Genomic DNA, 22,967 nt, shown 5'->3' on the forward strand with positions numbered 1-22,967 from the left:
GGTTCGGACTCCCACCGGCCGCGGCGAATCATGCTCCGCCAGGCGGTACCGATGGCGTCTTCTCCAGTGTGCGAGGTGAACCGAACAGGAGTGCTCCCGCGCGTCTCAGGGAGCCTCGAGAGCTTCACCCTCCCATACCACGTCCTCGTTCTCGACCACACGCTCGGCCCAGAACTCGTCCACGGACGCCCGCAGATGCTCCAGGTCGCCGTCGTTCTCGATCACCGCATCAGCGGCCTCGCGGCGCTCCTCCTCATCGGCCCGGGCGTCGATCCGATCCCACGCCTCTGCGGTGGTGAAGCCGCGATCCTCCAGGCGCAGGCGGCGCGCCTCCGCGGGGGCCTCGACCGCCAGCACCACATCCACGAGCGAGGTGGACCCGGTCTCCACCAGCAACGGCGCATCGATCACCACGATCGCATCCTCGCCGGCAGCCTTCGCCCGCGCGGTCGCGATCTCCTGAACGCGCGGATGGACGATCTCCCACAGGCGCTTGCGTGCGGTGGAGTTCGGGAACACCACCGCGCCGAGCTTCGGGCGGTCCAGCGTCCCGTCGGCCGCGAACACATCATCACCGAACACCTCGCGCACCTCCGCGAGGGCCTCCGCGTCATCGGTGAGGACCTCGCGGGCGATCGGGTCCAGATCGATCACCACCGCGCCATGCTCGCCGAGCATCGAGGCCACCTGAGATGCGCCCGAGGCCGCCGGGCCGGTCAGCCCGATGATCAGCTGTGGGCGGCCCTCCTGGGTCTCGCGCCAGGCCCGGGTCTGCGGCTGGTACAGGTCATACTCCGGCTCTGTGCCCACCTCGTACTCGGGGTGGCGGGTGTACTCATCGGCATCGAGGGTGTTCTCCTCGAGGCGACGGTCGTACTCCTCCGGCGGCAGCACCTGCTTCCACTGGCGGGTGCGGATGGGCTGCGCGGCACCGGCGTCCTCCCGCAGCGCCTGGATCACCATGAGGATCTGTCCCAGCGTCATGAGGATCACCGGGAAGCCGATCACGATGATGACCTCCTGCAGGGCGCCGAGCCCGCGCTCACCGGAGGTCAGCACGATCGCGGCGCACACCGCACCGATCCCCAGCGCCCAGAACACAGCCTGACGCTTGGGGGCCGGCTCTTCGTGGCCGTTGGCCATCGAATCCATCACCAGCGCCCCGGAGTCGATCGAGGTGATGAAGAACAGGACGATCACCACGGTCGCGACCACGGCGGTGACGCCGTACAACGGGTAGTGCTGGAGGAACTGGAACAGCGCAGCCTGGACGTTCCCCTCCTCCACGATGGTCTGCGTGAGCGCTCCGCCGCTCTCGGCATCGGGCGCGGTGGCGCGGTCCTGGACCACGCCGTTGTAGCCGTAGATCGCCATCCAGATGATCACGAAACCCGTGGGCAGCCCCAGGGAGGCCAACACGAACTCACGGATGGTGCGGCCCTTGGAGATCCGCGCGAAGAACATGCCCACGAACGGCGCCCACGTCACCGTCCACGCCCAGTAGAAGACCGTCCAGTCCCCGGACCAGCCGCCCCCGGCCAGGGTGTCGTTGAAGAAGGCCAGCACCGGCAGGGAGCCGATGTACGAGCCGGTGGACTCCACGATCGCCCGCATCGTCGAGGAGCTCGCCCCGCACATCAGCACGAAGATCAGCAGCGAGATCGCCAGCAGAATGTTCGCGTAGGACAGGCGCTTGACGCCCTTGTCCATACCGGCCAGCACACTGATCACCCCGATCCCGGTGATCACCGCGAGGGTGGCGGCCTGCACCCAGCCGGCCACCGGGATGCCGAAGACGTAGTTCAGACCGGAGTTGATCTGCAGTGAGCCCAGACCCACCGAGACGCCCAGCCCGAACACGGTCGCCACGATCGCCATAATGTCGATCGCCTTGCCCCAGGGGCCGTGGATGCCATCGCCCAGCAGCGGCTGGAACGCAGAGGACACGCGCGGCGGCAGCTTCCGCTTGTACGTGAAGTAGCCGAAGGCCAGGCCCGGGACCACGAAGATCCCCCACATGTGCAGTCCGAAGTGGAAGTTCGCGATGTTCAGCGCCTGCGTGGCGGCCAGGTCGCTGAACGGCTCGGTGCCGGACATCGGCGGGTTCGCGTAATGGTTCATCGGCTCGGCGACGCCCCAGAACATGAGCACCGCACCCACGCCCGCGGCGAACAGCATCCCGAACCAGGCCAGGCCCGAATACTCGGGGGTGGCATCATCATCGCCCATCTTCACGCGCCCGTACCGGCTGAACGCGACGCCGAGCGCGGCGATCACCATGAGGGTGATCGCGAGCGTGAAGATCCACCCCACCTCATAGCGCAGGAATGTGGAGATTACCCCGAAGAATCCCTGCACAGGGCCGGGGAAAATGCTCATCGCCAGGGTGAAGACGATGATGATCGCGGCGGAGCCGAAGAAGATCGACGGCGTGGTTCGTAGCCCGAGGGCCTTGCTGAGTCCGGAGGTCTGTGTAGACACGGAGCGGGGTCCTTCGTCGTCGGAATGCGCAGCGCTCAGGTCCCTGCTGCTCTGCGCGACCTACGAGAGTAGCGGATAACTGTCCGCCTGATGGGAGGGTTGTCCGATGGATGAGAGAGCGGTGGGGTGCGGTGGTGCCGGGCCGGGGCCGATAGATTCGCCGCATGCAGCGGACATCTGCCGACGACCCCACACGCCGGGAGCTGACATGAACATCATCGGTCTGATGACCGGCACCTCCGCCGACGCCCTCGATATCGCCCTGGTGAACATCGCGCTCACCGCCGACGATGTGCTCGAGCTGCGCCTGCTCGACGCCGGTGAGATCCCCTTCGGGGACGATCTGCACCGCGACATCCTGCGGCTGCTCTCCCCGGAGCCGGTTCCGCTGTCGCTGCTCAGCAGCGTCGATGGCCGCCTGGGGCGCTTCAGCGCACACGCGGTCCAGCAGCTGCTGGCTCGAACCGGGGCAGGCTGCCAGCTGATCGTCTCCCACGGGCAGACCGTGCGACATGACGTCGATGCCGGCGCCGTCACCTCCACCCTGCAGATCGGCCAGCCCGCCTGGATCGCCGAGGCTACCGGGATTCCCGTCCTCAGCGACGTGCGGGCCCGGGATGTTGCCGCCGGCGGGCAGGGGGCTCCGCTGGTCGGCTTCCTGGACCAGCTGCTGCTGGCTGACGCCGAGGAGCCGACGGCGCTGCTGAACCTGGGCGGGATCGCGAACATCACCGTGGTGGCGCCCGGGCAGGACCCCCTCGCCTTCGACACCGGACCCGCCAACGCACTGATCGACCTCATGGCCGCGCGTCTCACCGACGGTCGTGCCGACCACGACCACGACGGGGCGCTCGCGGCCCGCGGCACCGTGGATCCCGGGCTCCTCGCGGCCTTGCTCGAGGATCCCTACTACGCGCGGCCTGCCCCGAAATCCACCGGCAAGGAGCATTTTCATGCCGCCTACCTGGATGAGCAGCTGCGCACGCATCCCGGGGTGGCCGGAGCGGACGTCATGGCGACGCTGACCGCGCTGACCGCCCGCACCGTCGCAGACGCCTGCCGCGACCACGGGGTGCGGCGCGTGATCGCCTCTGGCGGCGGCACCCGCAATCCCGTGCTCATGGATCAGCTGCGCGCCGAGCTGGGAGAGGACACGGAACTCACCACCACCGACGCGGCGCTGAACCTGCCAGAGGGCGCGAAGGAGGCGTGCCTGATGGCGCTGCTGGGCTGGCTGAGCCGGCACGGCCTGCCGGGCACGATCCCGTCGGCCACCGGTGCCGCGACGGCGACAATCACCGGCCGCCTCAGCCCTGGAGCGGAGCCTTTGCAGCTGCCGCCCCCGCTCACCGCAGCTCCCCGGGGCCTGCGCATCGTCGTCTAAGCTCCCACCCCGCCCCTACCTGAGGAGAGTCTTGGACATGCAGATCCTCGATCTTGCCGTCATCGGCGCTTACCTGATCGCGACTGCTTGGCTCGGTCTGCGCCTGAGCGGCAAACAGTCCACCGTCAAGGACTATTTCCTGGGCGGACGTGACCTTCCGTGGTGGGCGGTGAGCCTGTCCGTGGTCGCCACGGAGACCAGCGCCCTGACCGTCATCGGCATCCCGGTGATGAGCTACCTGGGCAACATCTCCTACCTGCAGCTGGGGGTCGGCTACATCCTGGGCCGCGTCATCGTGGCGTACCTGATGCTGCCGCGGTACTACGACGGCGAAATGGTCACCGCCTACGCCTACCTGGGCCGACGCTTCGGCCCCAGCACCCAGACCACCGCCGGGATCACCTTCCTGTTCACCCGGCTGATGGCCGACGGGGTCCGGGTGCTGGCCGCCGCGATCCCCCTGAAGGTCATCCTTGACGGCCTGGGCCTGCACACCTCGTACTTCGTGATCATCGTGGTCCTGGCCGTGGTGACGATCCTCTACACGTTCATCGGCGGCATCACCGCTGTGGTGTGGGTGGACGTGGCCCAGATGCTGCTGTACGTCCTGGGTGGGCTGCTGAGTCTCGTGGTGATCACCTCCGCGATCGGCGGCGGCTGGCTCGGCGAGGCCATCGCCGCTGGCAAGACGCAGCTGGTGGTCCTCGAGGGCAACCCGATCAGCGGCGCCGACTCCCTGATCCCCTCCCTGCTGGGCGGCACCGTGTTCGCCATGGCCTCTCACGGATCCGACCAACTGGTGGTGCAGCGCCTGCTGACCTGCCGCTCCAAGGTTGAGGCGCAGAAGGCGCTGATCTGGTCCGGCGTGATCGTCGTAGTCCAGTTCGCGATCTTCCTTGCTGTGGGCCTGGCGCTGTGGGGCTACTTCGACGGATCCTCCCCGCAGGAGCTGGGCCTGACCCGAGATGACGAGGTGTTCCCGAAGTTCATCATCGAGGGACTGCCCGCCGGTATCTCCGGTCTGCTGCTGGCCGGGATCCTCGCCGCAGCGATGTCCACGCTGTCCTCCTCGCTCTCGGCGCTGTCCTCCTCGACGGTCACCGACGTGGTCGAGAAGCTGCGCGGTCGCCCCCTGGAGGCCCGGGAGGGCCTGCGGGTGGGGCGCTGGGCCACCATCGCCTGGGGGCTCGCCTTCATCATCCCCGCGACGTTCTTCCGCTCCGACGAGGGCAACATCGTGGTGCTCGCCCTGGGCATCGCCGGGATCACCTACGGCGGCTTGCTCGGCGCGTTCCTGTTCGGCATCGTGAACCGCCGGGCTAGCGCACGCGATGCGAACATCGCCTTCGTGCTGGCCGTGGCGACCACGACGTTCTTCTTCGTCATGGAGAAGTATGTGACCGGCGAGGTGTGGGTGGCCTGGCAGTGGTATCCGCTGCTGGGCGTGATCGTCACCTTCGCCGTAGGCGGGCTGCTCTCCCTCACTCACCCGCCGGTCGCGCACGCAGAGGACCGCCTGGACGAGCCGATCGAGCGGTGACCCCGACGGGACCAGCTGCGCTCCACGGGGTGAACTCCACGGCGATGACCGCGGCGGTGGTCGCCAGAGCTCCGGCGAAGTGGAGAAGACCTCCTACCAGCAGCTGTACATCTCCGCGTTCCGTTACTGCACCTGACGCGATGCTCTCCACAGCGCGGCATCATCGGTGAATACCGGTGCTGCTCGCTGTAGCGTTCCATGCCACCGGACAGCACCCGCTGCTGTCTGCCGCACTTGTCATGTCGGAGGAGGAGCTGCGTTGACTGTGGACTCTGGAGCGCCCCGTGACCACCTGCGCACCATGGCCGATGGCACCATCAAGCAGCGCAACCCCGTGACCGGAACCGAGGTGTGGACCGTGCCGGGCCGGGCGAACCGCCCCCTGGGCATCACGCGGCCGGAGCCGCAACCGATCGGGCCGGCTGATCACGCTGCCCGCTGCGCTTTCTGTGCCTCCCGGATGCTCGAGACCCCACCGGAGAAGGACCGTGTTGTCCTCGAGCCCGACGGCACCCATCGGATCCTCCGCCACGTGCCCGCCGACGCCCTGCAGGACACCGCTCCCACCTTTCGCCGCGTGGCGAACCTCTTCGCGATCCTCGAGGTGGACTACTGGCGCCGCAATTACGGTCAGCAGCTCTCCGCGGAGGCCCGCACCTGGCAGGAGGAATACCTTGCGAACCAGGCCGGGCGCGAGCACGTCCAGGCTGTGCTCGATGCCAAGCGCCGTGCCAGCGGGATGGGCGTGGATGACCTCGCTGTGATCCCGGCGGGGGAGCATCTCGCTGGAGCGGAGAGCTTCTTCGGCTCCGGCCACGACGTCATCATCGCCCACCGGCACTTCACCGCGGACGCCCGGACTGATCACCAGCTCGCCAGCTCCGGCACCCTCACCCCTGCCGAGCATCGCGCCTACATCGCGTTCACCGCGCAGGGTGCGCAGGACCTGTATGCCGCAATCCCGCAGGCCCGCTACGTCTCCGTGTTCCAGAACTGGCTGAAGCCCGCCGGAGCCAGCTTCGACCACCTCCACAAGCAGCTCGTGGCCATCGACGAGCTCGGTGCCGAGAACGAGGCCGTGCTGGACCGCCTGGCCCACGACCCCGCGGCTCTCCATCGCGACGGCGTGGCCTATGCCGAGCGGGAGCAGCTGGTGATCGCCCGCACCGAGCACGCTGTGCTGTTCGCGGGCTTCGGACACCGATACCCGACGCTCGAGATCCACTCCCTCGCGGCAGCCAGCGACCCGTGGGCCATGAGCGAGGCCGAGCGAGACAGCGTCGCCGACCTCGTGCATGCCGCCCATGCGGCGACCGGGCCGGACGTGCCCTGCAACGAGGAATGGCACACCCGGCCCGCCGGGATAGACCTGCACGTCCCGTGGCGCGTGCTGCTGAAGTGGCGGATCTCCACCTTCGCCGGATTCGAGGGTGCCACCAAGATCTACGTCAACACCATCGGCCCGTGGTCCCTGCGAGACCGGGTCCTGGCGCGGATGCACCAGCTGCGCGCCGACGGGCTGATCTCCGAGCAGATCCAGCTGAGCGAGCCGCGCCGGGGCTGAGACCGCGCCAGGACTGAGGTCAGGAGATCGTCCAGCCGCCGTCCACCGGCAGCGAGACGCCCGTGACATACCCCGCGCCGGGGCTTGCCAGGTACAGCGCCGCATGCGCCACATCGGCCGGCTGGGCGAAGCGCTTGAGCGGGATCGGCCCCAGGAAAGCCTCTGCCAGCTCGGGGTTCGCCAGCACCTCCTTGGTCAGACCTGTCTCACCGGTGCCGGGGCAGATGCAGTTCACGCGCACCCCATCCTGCGCGAAGTCAACCGCGCAGGCCGTGGTCATCGCCTGCACACCGCCCTTGGAAGCCGCGTAGGCTACCGCGGAGGGGAAGCCGATCAGCGCTGCCGCGGAGGCGGTGTTGATGATGGTGCCCTTGGTCTTCTTCAGCTCGCCGATCGCATGCTTGGTGCCCAGGAACGCGCCGGTGAGGTTCACGGCCACGGTGCGCTCCCAGTCTGCGGCGGAGACCTCATCGGCCGCGCCCGGCAGGTAGATCCCGGCGTTGTTGAACAGCACGTCCACCTGGCAGTAGGTGTCCACCGCCGTCTTCACCGCAGCTTCGACATCCGCCTCCTGCGAGACATCCGCGCGCACGGCGACAGCCTCGCCGCCCTGCTCCGTGATGCCCTTGACCACCTCGGTGACCGCATCGGCCGCGTAGTCCACTGCGACAATCTTCGCACCCTCGGTGGCGAACAGCTCGGCGGTGGCGCGCCCGAATCCGGACGCCGCACCGGTGATGATCGCAACCTTGCCCTCGAGCACTGCCATGAGAAACCCTCCGTCATCTGCACGCTGCATCGCGCAGCAGCTGCATCGTTGTCGTTGCCGTCCGGTTCGCGCCGGACCACACAGATACATCCAGGCTATCGGGCGTGATCGCGCCGCTCAGGGACCAGTGCGTGGTGCCTGAAGTCGTTGTGGCAAGGCTGTGCGACTGTCTCCGCGCAGCGCCTCAGCCCTGCCGCTCCGACCGGGGGCCCAGGGCGCGCAGGGCCCACAGGATCGCCACGAGGTCCACGATCTCCTGCATCCAAGCGCCGACGATCGCGGGCAGGAATCCAGCAGCGGCCACGAGCATCAGCCCCACGCTGATGAGGATTCCCGCCCAGATCGCCTGCAGGGCGATCCGCACCGTGTCCTGGCCGATCTGCACCGCCTTGGGTAGGGAGCCGAGATGGTCGAAGCGATTGACCACATCGGCCGATTCACTGGCGGCGGTGGCGCCGCGCGCCCCCATCGCGAAGCCGATATCGGCCGAAGCCAGCACTGGCGCATCATTCAGACCATCGCCCACCATGATCAGCGGACGGGGCTGCACGTCGCGGACGATCTGCACCTTGTCCGCCGGGCGGCACTGGGAGTGCACCTCCTCGATGCCGAGCTGCTCGGCGATCGGCTCCGCCGTCTCCGCCACGTCACCGGTGACCATGAGCATCCGCTGGATCCCGAGCTCGCGCAGCCCGTCCATGGCCTCCGGTGCATCGGGCCGTACCTGGTCGCGCATGATGATCGCCCCGAGATAGCGGTCCCCGGCGGCGACATGGATCCCCAGCTCCCCGGAGCTGACCGGCACCTGCTCCGGGGCATCCGCGAACGAGCGGATCCAGGCGAGCTTGCCCACGCGGATCATCCGCGCATCCTCACCGTCCCGCTCGGCGATGAGCGCCTGCACACCGTTGGTGGCGACCTCCTCGGCCTCCAGCGCCTCACGCAGAGGCAGCTGGCGGCGCCGGGCGGCGGCGACCACCGACCGCGCCAGCACATGCGAGGAATACACCTCCGCCGAGGCTGCCAGACCCAGCAGACGATCGTCCGTGACATCCGCGGTCGGTAGCAGCCGCTCCAGGGTCGGCTCCCCGGTGGTGACGGTCCCGGTCTTGTCCAGCGCCACAGACCTGGCCCGCGAGAGCTGCTCGAGGGTGCCACCGCCCTTGACGATCAGACCGAACCGGGCCGAGCGGCTCATACCGCCCAGGAACGCCACCGGTGCCGCGATCAGCAGCGGGCACGGCGTGGCAACCACGAGCACCTCGGCGAAGCGCACCGGATCCCCGCTGAGCACCCACGCGATCCCGGCGATCGCCAGGGACACGACCGTGAACGGCAGGGCATACCGGTCCGCCAGACGCACGACCGACGCCTTCGAGGCAGAGGCTTCCTCCACCAGCCGCACGATCTGCTGGTACTCCGAGTCTGCGGCGAGCGCGATCGCCCGCATCGTCACCGCGCGCTGCCCGTTGATCGCACCGGAGGCGATCCGTTCTCCGGTTACCCGCTCCACCGGCAGACTCTCTCCGGTTAGCGAGGACTCATCGAACTCCGCAGCCTCAGAGACCAGTTCGGCATCCACCGGCACCTGCGCCCCGGGCCGCACCAGCAGCAGATCCCCCACCTCAACGTCCTCCACCGGCACGTCCTCGGTCCGGGCGTCCGCAGCATCATCAGCGTCGTCCGTCGCCGCCGGCGCCCCGGCACCCACCCGGGCGTCCACGAGGCGGGTCGCAGTCTGCGGGGAGCGGCGCAGCAACGCGGTCAGCTCCCGCTGCGAGCGGTTCTCCGCATAGTCCTCGAGAGCCTCACCGCCGGTGAGCATGAGCACCACCACGAGCGCCGCCCACGGCTCACCCACCAGCACTGCCGCGGTGATCGCGGTGACCGCGAGGATGTCCAGACCAGCGTTGCCCTGCAGCAGCTGGCGCACCATGCCCACGGCCTCCCAGGCCGCGATCGCCAGCGCATACACGCCGACGATCCACGGTGCGGCCGCCGCCCACGGGGTGGCCAGAAGCAGCAGGCCGACGACACCCACGAGCAGCGTGGTCGCCACGAGAGGGTAGGTCCGGACCGCGTCCATGAGCTTCGACATGACATCATCCTCGCCCATCCGGCGGCGCATCGCATGCGAGGGAAGCCTTACCTGACCTGCGAAGAAGCGGAATAGCGCGGGGGAGTCAAGGGCGATTGCCGCGGGGTGTCCCGCAGCGTGTGCCACCCGGGAGGGCCGGCCGCCGGGTCGGAGCAGCTGCCATGTCAGCTTCACCTCCGGTTACAGTCGGAGCGCACGCGCCGAGAGGAGATCCCGTGAACCTGAGCGCTGTCATCAAGGTCGTCCGCCGCTTCGCCCCCGTCGTGGTGCCGGTGGTCCTCAAGATGTGGCAGGATCCGCGGCTGCGTGCCCAGATCCAGGAGGTGGCCGCGAAGCTCGTCGCCAGCGAGAAACCCACCGCCCAGGACATGCTGGCCACGATCGAGGTGCTGCGCTCCCAGGTGCGGGAACTCGCGGCGTCCGCCGACAACGCCGGTGAGGTGCGCCGCGCGGAGGAGTGGCAGAAGCAGCTGGACGGGTACGAAAAGGCCGCTCACCTGCTCACCGCCCCCGGTGCCACCACCAAGGACCACAAGAAGCTGCGCCGACGCATCGATGCGCTGCGCAGTCGTGTGCTGGATGCGCATATGACCGAGATCGCCGAGGACCACGGGGTGCAGGTCGAGTCTGCTCCTGCCCGCGGCAGCCGACTCAGTCGCCCGCGCCTGCTGTCGAGGCGTTGCGCCCGCCGCCGTGATCGCGCCTGATCCCCGGCAAACCCCGTCGGATCGCGGTCCCGCGATGAGCGAACCGCACGCGTCCGCCTCCGCGTTCCCTCCGTATGATCCGGAGCGCCACGAGCGGGAACGGCAGGAGGCCGCAGTGCCGTCGTGGGGGCAGGACCTGCGCCGCCTCATGGTGAACGCCGTCGCCTGCGTGGGTCTGACCACGCTGCTGATCGTCCTGGCTGCGGCGGGATGGCTCGTGACCGACGGTGGCCACGAGGTGGATCTGGACCCTGTATTGGCGGCCATCCTGGTGGCGCTGTCTCCGGTGATGCTCGCAGTCGGTGCCGTGGAGTCGGAACGTGCTGATCTCGGAATGCGCCGCGACGGCGTGGCCCCGTTGCTGCTGCTGTCCACCTTCTGGGCGGTGCTCGTGCAGATGCTCGCGATGCTGCTGTGGTCTTGGCTGATGGGTGGGCGAGGGTCGCTCGCGATGGTGCTGGGGGATCCGGTGGCGTTGCTGCAGACCACCGTGGTGGTGCTGGCGGTGTATTCCTGGGGCAGCGCCCTGCTGGCGGCGTGGCCCACCGAGAACTGCCTGCTCGTCGGCGGTGCGATCGGTGCGGCGTTCATCCTGGTGCCGCTGGCGATCTGGAGGCTGATGGTCGTGTTCGAACAGCCGCCGACGCTGGAGCGACTGATCCTGTGGAGCACCCTGGCGATCCTGGGGCTGCTGGCCCTGACGCTCGGAGGGCTCGTGGTGCCCCTGCTGCGCCGCAATGGTCCGGGGCGCTGATGAGCCGTCCTGCTCGAGCGATGGCCAGGCGTTGGGAGCGCAGCCGTCCAGATCCATCGACTGCTGCAGCACAAGGACCGTGCGCACTAGACGTCCTCGTCGGGTCAGGCGCAAGCGCGGCGTCGGGCGGGTGCGCTGCGTCATATGGCCACGCTAGGGTCCCGCGGGTGCTCGCACCGTGAGGACAGGCGGCCCGGGCCCGCGTCAGAGCGCGCGGCCGCCCTCGACCTCCGGTTCCTCCCGCAGTCGCGGCTCGACCCGCAGATGCGGGTGGAAGCCCGATTTGTCGCGATAGAAGGCACGGATGAGATCCATATCCTCGCGCACCCGCCCGGTCAGCTCCACCAGCGGCCCGAGTCCGGTGGTCATCGTCGTGCGATCCACATACCCCAGCACCAGCGGCAAGCCGGTGGCCCGAGCGATCCGATAGAACCCGCTCTTCCAGTGCTCATGCGGCCCGCGCGTCCCGTCGGGCGTGATCACCAGGCCGAACACATCCCCGGCCCGGATCCGCGCCACCACCTCATCGACCAGCCCAGCGGGGGAGCGGCGGTCCACCGGGAGCCCACCCAAGGCGCGCATGATCGGCCCCCGCCAGCCGGTGAACAGCGTGTGCTTGCCCAGCCAGCGCAGCCGGATGCGCTGCTGCCAGGCGATTGCGAGCATGAGCACGAAATCCCAGTTCGAGGTGTGTGGGGCGCCGATGAACACCGCGGGGCGGTCCGGTGCCGGTTGGGTGCGCAGCCTCCAGGGGCTCAGCAGCCAGAACGCGCGGGCGATGAGGGGCCGGATCATGAGCTCACGGTATGGCATGCATCGTGGATGAACTGGGCTGCAGCGGCCGATAGTGGCACAATCCGCCTGACCGACATGTCACCATTGCCTAACGCTCCGCTGCCTGCGCCGGATCCGCCCCCGCCATGTGCTGTGATGTCCTCACCATCGGCGCGGGCGACCTCCGTCCCGCGCGGCGGACACGACCAACGACCCTCGAGGAAGAGGTGCATCCATGCGCATCGCACGACGGACTCTCACGACCCTGGGCCCCCTGGCGGCTCTGGGCCTGCTCGCGGCCTGCAACGATAAGGGCGGCTCCGGCGGCAAAGGCGGGGGTGGCGAGGGCGACTTCGTCACCGATCTGACCTTCGGCACCGGTGGCACCTCGGGCGTGTACTACCCGCTGGGCGGCGAGTACTCGGCCATCTACGAGGACAACATCGACGGGATCTCCGTGACCTACACGGACTCCGGCGCCTCGGTGGAGAACATCGGCAAGATCTTCCAAGGTGAGTGGCAGCTGGGCATCTCCCAGTCCGACACCGCGAACTCCGCTGTCACTGGCGCCGGCGAGTTCGAGGGCGCGCAGGTCGACAACATCGGGTGGATCGCGGGCCTGTACCCGGAGGCCGCGCATATCGTCACCCTGGCTGATAACGGCATCGAGACCGTCGCCGACCTCGAGGGCAAGAAGGTGGCCGTGGGCGACGTCGGCTCCGGCACCCGCGCGGTGTCCGATGCGATCCTGGCCGCCTACGGCATCACCGAGGACAAGTACACGCCCTCCGAGGCGGACTTCGGCAGCTCTCTGGACCTGCTGCGAGACGGCAACATCGACGCGTCCATCTTCGTCGTCGGCACCCCCACCGGGTCGCTCGGGGATCTCGCCGCCACCAACGACGTAAGGCTCGTCTCCCTGGACCAGGACAAGGCCGATGAGGTGGCGGGGGAGAGCCTGTTCGATGTCTACACCATCGAGCCGGACGCCTACGACTTCCTCGATGAGCCCGTGACCACCCTGTCCGTGGCCGCAGCGCTGATCGCCTCCACCACCCAGGTCAGCCCGGAGTTGGGGTATGAGATCACCAAGGCGACCTTCGAACACGCCGATGAGATCACCCTCGCCCAGGGCAAGCTGATCAGTCACGACTTCGCCCTGTCCGGTCAGGGTGAGGTGCCGCTGCACCCGGGTGCGCAGAAGTACTACGAGGAAGAGGGACTCCTCTGACATGAACGGTAAGGACCACGAGAACCCTCCGCAGGTCTCGGCGCTCGAGGTCGACGAGAACGCGCAGCACGAGGCAGAGGCACACGCCGAGGAGGTGCTGCGCGAGCACGACACATCCAGCCGATTCCGCACCCGGCTGGGATTCTGGGCCTGGGTGGTGGGGGGACTGTCCATCGCCCTGACCCTGTTCCACCTGTACACGGGGCTCACCGGCTCCCGTATCCCGCTGGTGCAGGGCGCGATCCACCTCGGGGGCGCGACTTCGCTGATCTTCCTGCTGTACCCGGCCGGGCGCCGGGTGGGGCGTCCCCGGGGCAAGATCGGCGTGCCCTGGTGGGACGTTCTGCTGGCACTGCTGGGACTGGGCGCGAACCTCTACATCGTGGTGCGCTACTCCTACCTGACCAGCAATCTGGTGCAGATCATGGGGTACGACACGATCGACTACGTGGTGGCGACCCTGGGCATCGTGCTGACTCTGGAGGCCACCCGCCGCTGCGTGGGCCTGCCGATCGTGCTGATCGCCCTCGGCGCGATCGCGTACTCGATCTTCGGGGCCGGACTGTCCTGGAGCAACTACGTGGTCAGCACGTTCTTCACCGGCCGCAGCGGCATCTTCGGCACTCCCATCCAGGTGTCCTCCACCTTCATTTTCCTGTTCCTGCTGTTCGCGGTGGTGCTGATCCGCACGAACATCGGGGCGCTATTCAACGACCTGGCCTTCCGTCTCACCGGACGTTTCACCGGCGGCCCGGCGAAGGCGGCCGTGGCCGCCTCCGGTCTGCAGGGCATGATCTCCGGCTCATCGGTCGCCAACACCGTGGCCTCCGGCTCCTTCACCATCCCGTTGATGAAGCGCTCAGGCTTCAAGCCCCACTTCGCGGGCGCCACCGAGGCCACTGCCTCCACCGGCGGACAGCTGATGCCGCCGATCATGGGCGCCGCAGCGTTCATCATGGCCGAGTACACCGGCATCCCCTACAGCCAGATCATCATCATCGCGATCATTCCGGCAGCGCTGTACTTCCTGGGCGTGTTCCTCTCGGTGCACTTCGAGGCCAAACACATGCGCATCGCCGGCATTCCCCAGGACAAACTGCCGGGCTGGAAGTCGATCCTCACACGTCTTGATCTGCTGGCGCCGCTGGTCATCATCGTGACGATGATGCTCTCCGGCTTCTCTCCGGCCCGCGCAGCGCTGTGGGGCATCGGCGTGGCCTTCGCCTTGAGCTTCCTGCGCAAGTCCACCCGCCTGTCCTTCACCGGGATCCTCAAGACCCTCGAGGCGGGTGCCCGCACTGCCCTGCCCGTGATCGCAGCCTGTGCGACCGCCGGGATCGTGGCCGGCACCGTGACCAGCACAGGTCTGGGCGGCCGGCTGGGCCGCGGGATCATCGACATCGCCCAGGGCAACTTCCTGCTGGTGCTGGTGATGACCATGATCGTGTGCCTGATCCTGGGGATGGGCCTGCCCACCACCGCGAACTACGTGGTCACCGCCACCGTCGCCGCCCCGATCCTCATTAACAACTTCGACGTACCCGTGATCGCGGCGCACATGTTCGTGTTCTTCTTCGGCATCCTCGCCGACGTCACCCCACCGGTGTGCCTGGCGGCATATGCGGGATCCGGCATCGCCGGCTCGAACCCGATGAAGACCGGCGTGACCGCGCTGCGCCTGGCGATCGCCGGGTTCCTCATCCCCTACGTGTTCGTGCTGGAACCATCCCTGCTGCTAGAGGGGTCGATGCTCGAGCTCGCCCCGGCGCTGCTCACCGTGGTGCTCGGCATGATCGCGATCGCCTCCGCGCTGGCCGGCTACCTCTTTGCGGACACCACCAGGGTGGAGCAGGTGCTGCTGATCATCGCGGGCATCCTCATGGTCTACCCGTCGATTCCCATCTCGCTGCTGGGAATGGCTATAGCCGCCGCCATCGTGGTGGTGCAGCTACTACGGCGGCGGCGCCAGGATGGAACCGGCGGCGGCACCTCGACGGCGCCGACGACGACCTCCGGCGCAGCTACCTGACGGGCGCGGCGCGTCGGAGCCAGCCCGCCGTGGCGTCAGCTCCGCCCCGTGCGCGCCGCTTCCGGCATCGGCCGCGTGCCCACGAGGAAGAACCCGCCGACCATCCCCAGCAGCGCCACCACCCCGGAGACCAGGAACGCCACATTCACGCCGTGGATCGGGCCCTGCGCACCATGCGTCGCCGGATCCAGAGCGCTCGCCGTCATCACGGTGATCAGCACGGCCGTGCCCACGCTTGCGGCGATCTGCCGCAGCGTGTTGTTCACGGCGGTGCCGTGCGGGATCAGGGAGCTGGGCAGGTGGTTCAGCGCGGCGGTGGTCACCGGCATGATCACCATCGCCGTGCCGAGCATCCGCACCGCATTGGCCGCGGCGATGAGCAGCAGCGAGGTGTCCGCCCGCAGCATCGACAGCGGCACGGTGCTGACTGCGACGAGCGCGAAGCCGATCACGCACAGCCAGCGCGCCCCGTAGCAGTCGAAGGCCCGCCCGGTCAGCGGGGACATCAGCCCCATCACGATCGCGCCGGGCAGCAGCACCAACCCGGACTGCATCGCCGAATGGTCGGTCATGTTCTGCACATACAGCGGGATCATCATCATCCCGCCGATCATTGCCACGAACACCAGCATGCCCAGCACGGTGCCGAGCGTGAAGGTGACATGGCGCAGCACCCGCAGCTCCAGCACCGGGTCCGGCAGGGTCAGCTGGCGGTGGATGAACAGCACCAGGGCGATGCCGCCGATGATCAGCGGGACGAGCACCTCGGGACTGCTCCAGCCGGTGTTGCCGGCATTGCCGAAGCCGAACAGCATGCCGCCGAAGGCCAGGGTGGACAACACCACGGAGAGCACATCGAGGTGATGGGGCCGGGATTCGGAGATGTTCTTGAGGATGAACCACGCCACCGCCATCACGAGCACCGCGATGGGCACCATCATCCAGAACAGGACCTGCCACGGCAGATGGTCCACGATCCAGCCGGAGAGGCTGGGGCCGATGGCGGGGGCGAAGCTGATCACGAGGCCGAACATGCCCATGGCGCGGCCGCGCCGGTCCCGCGGGAACACGGCGAACAGGATCGTCTGCATCAGGGGCAGGATGATGCCGCCGCCGGCGGCCTGCACCACGCGGCCCAGCAGCAGCATCGGGTACACCGGCGCCAGTGCGCACAGCACCGTCCCGGCGGTGAACAGGCCCATCGCCGCGAAGTAGAGGGAACGCGTGGAGAAGCGTTGGATCAGGTACGCCGTCACCGGGATCATGATCCCGTTGACCAGCATGAACACCGTCGTCACCCACTGCGCGGAGTTCGCTGTGATCCCGAAGTCACCCATGAACGCCGGCAGTGCCGTGTTCAGCAAGGTCTGGTTCAGGATGACCACGAACGCCCCAGAGACCAGCACGGCCAGGACGATGTTCGGATCCACGGTCAGGGGCGAGGAGTCTGGATCTCCAGCGGTCTCATCGCGTGCCTCGCTCACCGTGGATACGCCTCCTGTCGTGGGGATCGGTGCGCCGGGCCGATGTGCGCAACCTTCCGCACCCTAGGAGGAAGCGGCTCCGGCGGCAAGATGCCTGCGCAGTGATGTGACCGGCCAGCCTCGACCTGAGCATCAGGACCGGGCGACGGAGCCGCCGACACCGGAGAGGGGCCGAGTGCCAGATAAGACGGCGCCCGCCTCCTGCCGAGCAGGAGACGGGCGCGTGCGCAGCTGAGCGCTCAGTCCACCGCCAGCTCGCTCATCGGCCCCCAGCCATCCCCCTCCACCTGGTGGGAGACGATCTGCGGGGTCGCGGTGAGGTACTGCGGGAACTCCTCCTGCATGGTGCGGAAATGCTCAGACTTCACATGCGGCTCAGCGCCCTCGTCGGTGAACGCCTCGATGAGCACGTACGTGTTCGGGTCCTCGACGCTGCGGGACCACTCGAACCACAGGTTGCCGGGCTCGGCCCGGCTCGCCTCAGTGAATTCGCGGGAGATCTCCGGCCACGCATCGGCGTGCTCGGGCTTCACGGGGAACTTGACATTGATGAGGATCATCGCGGGGCCTTCCGGATCGACGGCGGGGTGCATTCCAGGATGCCAGCTCGGCTGACTTAGTACCCGATCGACCGCAGATACTCGCGGGATTCGCGGATGCAGTCGATGGGGTCGCGGCCGTAGGTGTCGTCCTGCTCGATGAGGAAGTACTCCGCCCCGGCCTTCTCAGCCGCCGGCAGCAGGGCCGGCCAGTTCATATTGCCCTGACCCACCTCGGCGAACTGCGCCAGGCCCACGAAGATCCCGAAGAACTCCTGCATGTCCATCTCGCCGGCCTGCATCTTCGCCACCGCCTCCTGCGGCAGCGGCGCCACCCGGAAGTCCTTGACATGGATCAGCTTGCAGGCGCCGGAGTACAGCTCGAGCATGTCCAGCGGTGCCATGCCGCCGCGCTGCACCCAGTGCAGGTCCACCTCGAACAGCAGTGACGGCGCGACCCGGCGGACGATGTCGAAGATCCGCTCGCCCTCGAACTGGATCAGGTCCACGTGGTGGTTGTGATAGCACAGCGTTACGCCGTGTTCGGCCAGACGGGCCGCGTACGGCTCCACCGAGGCCGCCCATTCCTCGCACGCCTGCTTCGAGGTCATCGCCTCAAACGGCATCATGCCGATGCGCAGGAATCGCGCCCCCGTGGTGTGGCAGGCCTCCACGGCCCGGTCGAACTCGGTGGACAGGGCGAAACCGTTGCCGCCCGGCTCGATCGAGGCGCTCATCGCAGCGGTCTGCACGCCCAGTTCCTCACGGCCGCGTACCAGGTCCGCGATGATCTCGTCGGTCATCTCCACCTGGGAGACCTCAACGGCGGCGATGTCCAGCTCGCGCACCTGGCGCAGCACGGCGAACATCCCCTTCTCGGTGATCTGGTCCTTGAGCATCATCAGCTGCAGTCCGATGACGGGCATGGTCTTCTCCTTCTGCGAGGTCATTGCGGGTAGTGCGACGTGTTTAGAGAGGGCCCGTCCCCGCGGGACGGGGACGGGCCGGTTCCACTCAAGAGCGGGTGGGGTACTTGCCCTCCTGCTCGATGCGGCGGTTCAGCTCGGTGAGGTACTCCTCTCCGGGGTAGTTCACGAGGTCGATCTCCCGGCCGGTCCAGGCCGACAGCTGCATACCTGAGGCGAGACGCACACCGTTGATGCCCTCGGCGCCATCGGCGATCAGCTCCGTGCCCTCCAGCAGGTGGGCGGCGAAGTTGGTGAGCACATCGATGTGCTGCTGGCCCCAGGCCGACTCGTACTCCTTGACCTCCGTCGTGAACAGGTCATCGGTGTTGATCTGCCCCATGAACAGACGCTTGACGTCCTCGGGCTCCATGGAGTCGGACAGCGAGCGTTCATCCTGTGTCAGCCGGGTGATGGTGACCTTCTTCGAGTCGTCCACCACCACCTTGCCCTTGTCGAAGAGCATCTCGAGGCGGTCGGTGCCGATGATGTCGTTCGTGGAGGTCATGAAGTGTCCGGTGGCGCCGTCGCCGAAGTCCACCAGGGCATTGACCTCATCTTCGGTGGCGATGTCGCGTTGGAAGCCGAAGGCGAGCTTGGCGAACACCTTCTGTGGGGTCCCGGCCAGCCACTGCCACAGGTCCAGCTGGTGGGGTGCCTGGTTGACGAGCACGCCGCCGCCCTCGCCGCCCCAGGTGGCTCGCCAGTCGGACTGGTCGTAGTAGGCCTGCGGGCGCCACCAGGTGGTGATGATCCAGGAGGTGTGGCGCAGCTTCCCCAGCTCCCCGGAGGTGATGAGCTGCTTGAGGTCCGTGTACACGGGGTTGGTGCGCTGGTTGAACATGATCGCGAAGGTGGTCTCGGGGTGCTCCTTCGCGAAGGCGTTCATCTCCTCGACCTGCTTCACGTACACCCCGGCCGGCTTCTCGGTGAGGGTGTGGATTCCCTTGCCGATCGCGGCGATCGTCATCTCGGGATGCAGGTAATGAGGGACTGTGGTGACCACGGCGTCCACATCCCCGGAATCGAGCATCGCCACGTAATCGTCGTAGAACGGGACATCCGCATAGTCGGCGGCGGCCTGCTCACGCTTGGCCGGGTCGATGTCGGCGATCGCGCCGAGGCTCATCCCGGGCACACGGCCCTCGCTGATGAGGCCGGCGTACATGCCGCCCTGGGCTCCCAGGCCGATGATGCCGAGGCGGACGGTCTTCTCGCTCATGGTGTCTCCTTCGTCGAGGCGATCAAGGTGATCAAGGTGATCAAGGTGGTCAAGATGGTCGAGATCGGGAGTCGTGGGGCCGACGTTGTCCGACGACTGCCGTGGGGGAGTGGGGATGGTGCCGCCGACAGCATGTGGCCGTCCTCACGACCCTATGCCCATTCCGGGGTGCTGGGCGAGGGCGAGGACGCCTCGGCCCGCCCGCGGCGGGGCAGACCGAGGCAACCAGATCAGCTCTGCACGTCCTCGCTGGTGAGCTCTCCGCGCTCGGCGCGGCGCTCATCGAGGATCGCGACGTTCTGCTCCACGCGTTCCTTGGACAGCGGGTACCAGAAGATCAGGCCAGCCGCGGAGATCGCCAGCAGCACCGCGGGGACGAGGGTGGAGAGGGTGTAGATGCCATTGAGCACCGCATCGCTCTGGGTCACGCCACCGGACTGGTAGCCGATCCAGCCCAGCGCCCATCCGGACAGCCCGCCGGCGACGGCCTGGCCCAGCTTCCGTGCCCAGGAGTACAGGGAGTAGACGGTGGCGTCATTGCGCTCGCCGGTGCGGATCTCTTGGTAGTCGATTGCATCGGTGATGAAGGCCCAGATCAGCACGTTCAGCGCGGCCAGACCCGTCATGAGGATCGTGTAGCCGATGATGTAGGTGACCGCGCTGTCGGTGCGCAGGATGAACAGCGCCAGGCCGGACAGCGCTCCGATGCTCAGCCCCGCGATGCCCACCTCGCGCTTGCCCACGGTCCGGGTGAGCCAGGCGCCGATCGGCACGAAGGCGAGCGTGGGCAGCAGGCCCACCAGGTTCGCGGTCGAGAGCATCTGGCCGTTGTTGAAGTACTCGTTGAACACGTATGGCAGGACCGAGGCCAGCAGCATCATGCCGATGAGCATGAACAGCGAGGAGAAGATCAGCCCGGTCAGCGCCCGGTTCTTGAGCAGGGAACCGAACATTGCGCCGAAGCCCATGCGCTCGTCCTTGGGCTTGGGCGAGGTCTGCACGCGCTCCTCGACGTTCACGAAGCACAGGAGGTAGCACATGACCGCGAGCACGGCACAGATCACCGCCGCGAAGAACATGCGGTTGCCGGAGAGCTGCGAATCCCCATCCACCTGGATGTAGACGAAGAGCGGGACGACCACGGAGATGCCGAGGTTGGCAAGCGTCGCGCCAAGGGAGCGGAACACCGATAGGGAGGCGCGGTGGTCGGGATCCGAGGAGATCACGGAGGCCATGGAGCCGTAGGGGATGTTGATGAGGGTGTAGAACACAGAGCCCCACAGGATGTACGTGACGATCATCCAGGCCAGACGCGCCCCGTAGTCGGCATCGGCCAGCAGCGGGGTGAACATGAGCACGCAGGCCACGGAGACAGGGATGCAGATCCGCAGCAGCCACGGCTTGAAGCGGCCGGAGCGGGACGGCGAGAGGGTGTCCACCAGACGGCCGGCGCTGACGTCGGTGAAGGCGTCGAGGATGCGCGCGCCGAACAGGAGGGTGCCGACATGCGCGGCGTTGATGCCCATGACGTTGGTGTAGAAGATCAAGAAGAACGCCGACTGCAGGATGAACGTGAAGTCGTTCCCCCAGTCGCCGAACATGTAGCCGATCTTGTCGCGCCAGCTGAAGGGCCGTTTCGTCGGCCTAGCCAGGGCGGGGGCGGGTGCTGCGGTGGTGCTCATCGTCGGGCTCCTTCAGGCTCGTCTTCGAGTGGCGGAGCGGCGGCACGCACGAGGCGGCGGCGGCTCGATCCCCGGGTCCGCGGGAGTTTCGAGAACGGTCCGATGGTGGGCGGAGGGGATGTCGAGAATTCTGCTGAGCACCCTGTCCGTCCAGCCTGGGTTGCCGCCGGTTGCAGATCTATGGACACTGCCAAGAAGTGAGCGTGAGGGGAAAAGGGCTAGATGTCCTGCGGTTATACGGATGGTCGGCGGTGCAGCGGATGTCGGCCGCGTCTTAAACGACACTTCCACACCCTTGGAATTGCCGTTGGTTGCCGCGGGACAAAGGTCCTGGAATCAGGGGGCCGCGCGCCTCCCGGTCCCGCCGTTTCATGGCGGCGGGGTGACCCGCAGCCCCCTGCGCACGTGCCGCCCGTGAGCACACGGAGCCCCCACAGCAAAGGGAACGGCCGGGCCCGTGCGGGGCCCGGCCGTCCTGGAGGGGCACGGCGGCTGCCGTGCGCTGTCGCCGCAGGGGAACGGCGACAGGTCTCAGTAGAGGTTCAGGAAGGTCTGCAGGACCTTCACCGTGTCCTCATCGATCTCGTCGGCACCGTTCTGCTGGGCGCCGACCTCATGCTGCAGGCCGGCCACCGTCTTCGGGCCGATCTCGCCGTCCTGCTCGGTCTTGGCCCAGGCCTGCAGGGCGAGGGTGGTCTGCTCGTCCATCTCGCCGGTCTGCTCGACGTTCAGCCAATCCTGCAGGGCGGTGATGGTCTTGGGGCCCATCTTCCCGTCCACCTCGAGGGTGCCGGCCACGCTGAGATCACCGGTGGCCTTCGGTCCGGGCTCAGGCGCGGAGCTCTCCTGCGCCGGAGCCTGCTCCTCCTGCTCCTGCTGCGGAGCCTCCTCGGTGGGCTTGGTGAAGCCGTTCTCATCGCAGTTGTTCGGAATGCCATCGCCATCGCAGCTCCAGTCGCCCTGCGGCTCGGAGGACTCCTGCTGCTGAGGAGCCTGCTGCTCCTGCGGCTCCTGCTCCTGGGCGGGGGCCTGCTCGGCGGGAGCGGAATCGTCCTGTGCCCCGCCGCCGGAGGTGTCAGCGCCGCCGGAGAGGGCCACACCGCACACCGGCCAGGCGCCCGGGCCCTGCATCGACAGCAGCACCTCAGCGGTGGCGATCTGCTGAGACTTCGAGGCGAGGTCCGCACGGGGCGCATACTGCAGGCCTCCCGCGGCCTCCCAGGAGGACTGCGAGAACTGCAGGCCGCCGTAGTAGCCGTTGCCGGTGTTGATCGACCAGTCGCCGCCGGACTCGCAGGCGGCGACCTCGTCCCAGCCGCTGGCGGCCTGCGCGGAGGTTCCGGTGGCCAGCATGCCGGCGGCGACGATCGCGCCTCCGGCGAGGCTCGCGGCGGTGCGACCCAGTCCGCGGCGCAGTCGGCCGGCGGAGGCGGGACGCAGGGCGTGAGTGGAATGAGCGGGCATGGTTACCGTCCTTTCGCTTGGATCGGAGATGTTCCGCGGTGACGGACGGCGACGAACATAGGGGCCGACGGGGGAGGGGCTGCAAGGCCGCAGCGCCGTTCCGGCGGAGTCTTGACCCGATCAAGAACCGGGCGTGAAGGGGAGAAAACCATCCTGCGGCGCCCTGACCAGGTAGAACGTGGTGTAGCGCGTAGGCCGTGACGATTTTGTGATCTCTTGTGCAGCGCTGTTCCTTGGATCACGAAAGGGCCGACGGGGCAGTCCCCGTCGGCCCTTGGTG

17 protein-coding genes are annotated in these 22,967 nt (G+C 67.9%); 7 read left to right on the plus strand and 10 right to left on the minus strand.

Going from position 1 to position 22,967, the window contains the following annotated elements:
* Positions 1-105 precede the first annotated feature (105 nt).
* The gene (gene coaE, locus MU407_RS00345) at positions 106-2,481 is read right to left on the minus strand and encodes a dephospho-CoA kinase (RefSeq protein WP_246954532.1); all 2,376 of its coding nucleotides are present in this window, start codon (positions 2,479-2,481) and stop codon (positions 106-108) included.
* Positions 2,482-2,689: 208 nt separating this feature from the next.
* Here coaE and MU407_RS00350 point away from each other — a divergent pair, with 208 nt between their 5' ends.
* From MU407_RS00350 to MU407_RS00360, 3 genes are all read left to right on the plus strand, one after another.
* Positions 2,690-3,865: an anhydro-N-acetylmuramic acid kinase gene (locus tag MU407_RS00350; RefSeq protein WP_246954534.1), complete on the plus strand. Its 1,176-nt coding sequence runs from the start codon at positions 2,690-2,692 to the stop codon at positions 3,863-3,865.
* A 37-nt stretch (positions 3,866-3,902) separates the two neighbouring features.
* Positions 3,903-5,405 carry a sodium:solute symporter gene (locus MU407_RS00355; protein WP_246954537.1) on the plus strand — a complete coding sequence of 501 codons (1,503 nt, stop codon included), beginning with the start codon at positions 3,903-3,905 and terminating at the stop codon, positions 5,403-5,405.
* 265 nt (positions 5,406-5,670) lie between these two features.
* Positions 5,671-6,969: a DUF4921 family protein gene (locus tag MU407_RS00360; protein ID WP_246954674.1), complete on the plus strand. Its 1,299-nt coding sequence runs from the start codon at positions 5,671-5,673 to the stop codon at positions 6,967-6,969.
* Between the two features lie 19 nt (positions 6,970-6,988).
* Here the strand turns inward: MU407_RS00360 and MU407_RS00365 are convergent, their stop codons facing one another.
* Both MU407_RS00365 and MU407_RS00370 read right to left on the minus strand, forming a co-directional pair.
* Complete coding sequence (locus MU407_RS00365; RefSeq protein WP_246954540.1) at positions 6,989-7,738, minus strand: SDR family NAD(P)-dependent oxidoreductase; 750 nt, start codon at positions 7,736-7,738, stop codon at positions 6,989-6,991.
* A gap of 184 nt (positions 7,739-7,922) precedes the next feature.
* Positions 7,923-9,836 (minus strand): heavy metal translocating P-type ATPase, encoded by a 1,914-nt coding sequence (locus MU407_RS00370; protein ID WP_102237030.1) that lies wholly within the window; start codon positions 9,834-9,836, stop codon positions 7,923-7,925.
* A gap of 215 nt (positions 9,837-10,051) precedes the next feature.
* On the opposite strand from MU407_RS00370, the gene MU407_RS00375 reads away from it, so the two are divergent.
* Positions 10,052-10,543, plus strand: a complete 492-nt coding sequence (locus tag MU407_RS00375; RefSeq protein WP_102236971.1) for a hypothetical protein — start codon at positions 10,052-10,054, stop codon at positions 10,541-10,543.
* 34 nt (positions 10,544-10,577) lie between these two features.
* Positions 10,578-11,297, plus strand: a complete 720-nt coding sequence (locus MU407_RS00380; RefSeq protein WP_102236972.1) for a hypothetical protein — start codon at positions 10,578-10,580, stop codon at positions 11,295-11,297.
* Positions 11,298-11,501: 204 nt separating this feature from the next.
* On the opposite strand, the gene MU407_RS00385 is transcribed toward MU407_RS00380, so the two are convergent.
* On the minus strand, positions 11,502-12,092 hold the full coding sequence (locus MU407_RS00385; protein WP_102237031.1) for a 1-acyl-sn-glycerol-3-phosphate acyltransferase: 591 nt from the start codon (positions 12,090-12,092) through the stop codon (positions 11,502-11,504).
* 214 nt (positions 12,093-12,306) lie between these two features.
* On the opposite strand from MU407_RS00385, the gene MU407_RS00390 reads away from it, so the two are divergent.
* Together MU407_RS00390 and MU407_RS00395 are read left to right on the plus strand one after the other, a co-directional pair.
* Positions 12,307-13,302 (plus strand): TAXI family TRAP transporter solute-binding subunit, encoded by a 996-nt coding sequence (locus tag MU407_RS00390; RefSeq protein ID WP_246954543.1) that lies wholly within the window; start codon positions 12,307-12,309, stop codon positions 13,300-13,302.
* A gap of 1 nt (position 13,303) precedes the next feature.
* Entirely contained in the window at positions 13,304-15,331 is a 2,028-nt protein-coding gene (locus tag MU407_RS00395) for a TRAP transporter permease (RefSeq protein WP_246954546.1), read from the plus strand.
* Positions 15,332-15,366: 35 nt separating this feature from the next.
* On the opposite strand, the gene MU407_RS00400 is transcribed toward MU407_RS00395, so the two are convergent.
* The 6 genes from MU407_RS00400 to MU407_RS00425 all read right to left on the minus strand — a co-directional run bounded on the left by MU407_RS00400 (position 15,367) and on the right by MU407_RS00425 (position 22,687).
* On the minus strand, positions 15,367-16,815 hold the full coding sequence (locus tag MU407_RS00400; RefSeq protein WP_348647986.1) for an MDR family MFS transporter: 1,449 nt from the start codon (positions 16,813-16,815) through the stop codon (positions 15,367-15,369).
* Positions 16,816-17,054: 239 nt separating this feature from the next.
* A complete protein-coding gene (locus MU407_RS00405; protein WP_102237032.1) occupies positions 17,055-17,375 on the minus strand; it encodes a putative quinol monooxygenase in 321 nt (106 codons plus the stop codon).
* A 56-nt stretch (positions 17,376-17,431) separates the two neighbouring features.
* Positions 17,432-18,304, minus strand: coding sequence for a TIM barrel protein (locus MU407_RS00410; RefSeq protein ID WP_233190903.1), 873 nt, complete (start codon positions 18,302-18,304; stop codon positions 17,432-17,434).
* Between the two features lie 64 nt (positions 18,305-18,368).
* Positions 18,369-19,541: a Gfo/Idh/MocA family oxidoreductase gene (locus tag MU407_RS00415; RefSeq protein WP_102236976.1), complete on the minus strand. Its 1,173-nt coding sequence runs from the start codon at positions 19,539-19,541 to the stop codon at positions 18,369-18,371.
* A 230-nt stretch (positions 19,542-19,771) separates the two neighbouring features.
* Positions 19,772-21,223, minus strand: coding sequence for a glycoside-pentoside-hexuronide (GPH):cation symporter (locus MU407_RS00420; protein ID WP_246954549.1), 1,452 nt, complete (start codon positions 21,221-21,223; stop codon positions 19,772-19,774).
* A 531-nt stretch (positions 21,224-21,754) separates the two neighbouring features.
* Positions 21,755-22,687, minus strand: a complete 933-nt coding sequence (locus tag MU407_RS00425) for a transglycosylase family protein (protein WP_102236978.1) — start codon at positions 22,685-22,687, stop codon at positions 21,755-21,757.
* Positions 22,688-22,967: the final 280 nt, after the last annotated feature.

Origin of the sequence: Brachybacterium sp. Marseille-Q7125 (assembly GCF_023062615.1) — a bacterium.
Taxonomy (GTDB): domain Bacteria; phylum Actinomycetota; class Actinomycetes; order Actinomycetales; family Dermabacteraceae; genus Brachybacterium.